1 protein-coding gene is annotated in these 1,578 nt (G+C 68.1%); it reads left to right on the top strand.

Annotated elements, in window-relative coordinates; genetic code table 11:
- Positions 1-130: 130 nt before the first annotated feature.
- Positions 131-1,243 (top strand): IS110 family transposase, encoded by a 1,113-nt coding sequence (locus tag DWV58_RS09735; RefSeq protein WP_233540564.1) that lies wholly within the window; start codon positions 131-133, stop codon positions 1,241-1,243.
- The last annotated feature ends 335 nt before the right edge of the window (positions 1,244-1,578 follow it).

Genomic DNA, 1,578 nt, shown 5'->3' with positions numbered 1-1,578 from the left:
GCAGAGACGATATGAGCAGGACATAAAACATTGAGAGCCCCTGCTGCATGAAGGACCGCGGATTAGGCCGACAATGGTGAGTGTCTAATTCAGCCGCGGCGGCCACGCCGCATTCATGGAAGGGGCTCCCATGCTCGATACTACCACCTTCGTCGGCCTCGACGTCCACGCCCGCTCGATAAAGGCCGTCTCCCTCGACGTCATGACCGGGGAGGTGCGCGCCGCGACCTTCGGCTACGACGCCGGCGCCGTCGCGGAGTGGGTCCGCTCCGTGGACCCCGGGGCCAGGTGCGTGTACGAGTCCGGGGTCACGGGCTTCGACCTGCAGAAGAGGCTCTCCGGCCTGGGGGTCGACTGCGTGGTCGGCGCCGTCTCGAAGATGATCAAGCCCAGCGCGGACAGGCGCAGGAAGAACGACCGCAACGACGCCGAGTTCCTCGCCCGCATGCTGTCGGTCGGCAACGTGGTCGAGGTGTGGGTCCCCGACGACGAGTGCGAGGCCGCCCGCGACCTGACCAGGGCGCTCGAGGACGCGAGGGACGACCTCTCGCGCTCGAAGCAGCGGCTCTCCAAGTTCCTGCTCAGGCACGGGCTCGTCTTCGACGAGAGGACGCCCACCGGCCGCAGGAAGGGCAACTGGACCCGGGCGCACTGGTCCTGGATCGAGTCGATAAGGTTCGCGGAGGGGGCCGACGAGGAGGTGCTCGCCTACTACGTCGACGCGGTCAGGCGGGCGGCGGAGGAGAAGGCGAGGCTCGAGGGGCTCGTCGAGGGCGAGGCCCGCAAGCCCAGGTGGAGGAGGAGGGTCGACTCCCTGCGCTGCCTCAAGGGCGTCGACACCGCTTCCGCCGCCGACCTCGTGTTCGAGGCCGGCGAGTTCTCCAGGTTCAGGAACGCCCGCTCGTTCGCCGCGTGGGTCGGCCTGACGCCCTCCGAGCACTCCAGCGGGGAGAGCGACCGCAGGGGCGCGATCACCAAGGCCGGCAACAAGCACCTGAGGAAGACGCTGGTCGAGGCCGCGTGGCACTACCTGACGTGCTCGGGGCGGCCGAAGGACCTCGCCAAGGGCCAGGCCCCGGACCGGGGCGCCCGGAGGCATGCCGCCAAGGGCGTGCGGAGGCTGGTCGAGAGGCGGGAGGCGCTGCTCGCGCGCGGGGTCCACAGCAACAAGGCGAACGTCGCCACGGCGCGCGAGCTCGCCTGCTGGGTGTGGGCGGTCGGCCTCATGGCCGAGGAGGCGTAGGGGGGGGCGGTCCCCCGCACATAAGCCAGTCACCCCGGAAGCGGTTCGATCCGAAGCCGTTGAGGCGAACCTCAGGTCCCTTTTCTGCGAGCGCCCAGGGCGCCACACGCGTGCACAGACTGTCGGTTCGACGTAGAAGCCTCAGCCGTAGCAACGGATTGCCCAGCGAGAGATCGCCACGGGCGGATATTAAACTGCAAAGACGAGCGTCGGTAAGACACGCCGAGGTCGCCGCGGACGGGTTGATATAGGGCGAGGGCCTGACCCCATATCGTTGGGGCCAGGCCCGATTTTGCCTCTTGACAATGTCCTGCTCATATTAAAAGGAACGTCCC

The organism is Collinsella sp. AF11-11 (genome assembly GCF_003465485.1).
In the GTDB taxonomy this organism is placed as follows: domain Bacteria; phylum Actinomycetota; class Coriobacteriia; order Coriobacteriales; family Coriobacteriaceae; genus Collinsella.
The sequence above is the reverse complement of the archived record's forward strand: the minus strand, read 5'-3'. Positions and strand labels throughout refer to the sequence as shown.

Excerpts from the sequence above, each read along its gene's own strand:
- DWV58_RS09735 (WP_233540564.1), top strand. The coding sequence starts at position 131 with ATGCTCGATACTACCACCTTCGTCGGCCTCGACGTCCACGCCCGCTCG.